1 protein-coding gene and 1 pseudogene are annotated in these 1,844 nt (G+C 43.9%); both read left to right on the forward strand.

Annotated features, from left to right (window positions below; all coding sequences use genetic code 11):
- Positions 1–589 (forward strand): annotated as a pseudogene (locus AC3AYF_RS20565) (hypothetical protein); the annotation flags it as partial.
- Positions 590–623: 34 nt separating this feature from the next.
- The coding region (locus tag AC3AYF_RS20570) for a monovalent cation:proton antiporter-2 (CPA2) family protein (protein ID WP_487780331.1) at positions 624–1,844 on the forward strand (1,221 nt) is incomplete at its 3' end.

The following is a 1,844-nucleotide window of genomic DNA, read 5'->3' on the forward strand; positions in this document are numbered from 1 at the left end:
AGTGCAAAATGTATTGCCGGACTTGCGTAAGCGTCATGTGCTGGCATCCGCGGCGGTGAAAATCCTATCAAACGATACAACGGTCAAACAGTTGCAAACGGCATTATCGCGGCAAGACTGGTCACAAATGGCAAGCTTATGGCAGCAAACGTCAACTAAGATGCGGCAGGATGAGGCATTATTGATTCCTTATGTTGAAGGTCAAATCCTGCAAGGTGAACTGGCATCGGCCGTCAGTATGATTGAGAACTTCCTAGCGAAACAATGGAGTGACGTATTGGTATATCAATACGGTCAAATCCAACATGGTGACTTGCTAAAACGTTTGGCGATCGCGGAGTCGTGGTTAAAAAATAATGAAGATAATGCTTATTTACTGTTAACGTTAGGTCGTTTAGCAAAAGCGAATAGTTTGTGGGCCAAAGCAGAAGATTATTTGCGTTCCAGTTTAGATCGTGGCGCGCAAGGCGAGACTTATCAAGTATTGGCTGACGTGCTGGCGGCAGAAGATAAGGCGGAACTTGCTGTTGAGCAATATAAAATTGGGCTTGAATTAATGTTGGCACAAGCAGCCAAGCCTGCCGTTTAAAAAGATGATAGTGAATTAGGTTTTAGAAGTAATTATGGAAGAAGCAAGCTCACAATATTTACTAGATATTTTGGCATTATTATTAGCCACAGTGATGGTGGTGCCAATATTTCACGCGCTACGTTTAGGTGCCATATTGGGCTACCTTACGGCGGGTGTGATTTTAGGTCCATGGGGATTAGGCATTATCACCGAAGTTGATGAAATTCGTCACTTGGGTGAGTTTGGCGTTATTTTTCTGCTATTTGTTCTTGGTATAGAATTAAAACCTGACAAGTTATGGCAGATGCGTCGCTTGGTGGTTGGCTTAGGTATAGGCCAATTATTACTAACAGCTGGTTTGCTTTATGGCATCGCGATTTGGCTAGGAATTGACTCACAAAGTGCCATTATTATTGGTTTTGGATTGGCCTTATCTTCCACCGCATTTTGTTTGAAGCTATTGTCTGAACGTGGTGGCATCACGACCGTGATGGGACGAATGTCTTTTTCAATCCTATTATTACAAGATCTGGCGGTGGTACCGTTATTAGCCTTAATTGCCTATTTAGCGGGCGGTGATCACAGTACCGCTGAGCAAAGTACCAGCTTGTTTTATCCTGTTTTGGTTATTATTGCGATGCTATTTGCGGGCCGATATTTGCTTAACCCTATTTTAGGTCGCTTGGTGGCCAGTAAAGATCCAGAAGTTTTTATTGCTGTCGCCTTATTGTTGGTCTTAGGCGTGGCTTGGATCATGGAGATGGTGGGCTTTTCAATGGCGCTAGGTGCCTTCCTTGCCGGAGTTATGTTGGCGGAATCACACTATCGTCACCAAATTGAAGCCGATATATTGCCTTTCAGGGGAATTCTGCTCGGCTTATTCTTTATGACCGTCGGTATGAGCATTGATTTTGGTCTGCTATGGGAACAATTAGGGGCGATTGTATTGTTAACAGTGGGCTTAATGAGCCTTAAAGCCTTGGTAATCTACATTTTGGTAAGGATCAGTGGTGCGCGTCATGATATTGCCGTACAGAGTGGCGTCTTGCTGTCGCAAAGTGGTGAGTTTGGTTTTGTGATGTTCAGCGCGGCGTCAATGGCAGGGCTTCTGCAGGTGCATTTAAGCCAAATGCTGTCCTTGATTATTGCTCTGACTATGGTTTTGACTCCCTTTGTGGTCAAAGGGGCCAATGTGTTATTAATTCGGTTTTATACGCCAGACACAGAAGAAGACGAAGATTTTTCTGAATTTGTCGATGATTCGGAATCACAT

The organism is Salinicola sp., from assembly GCF_982684285.1.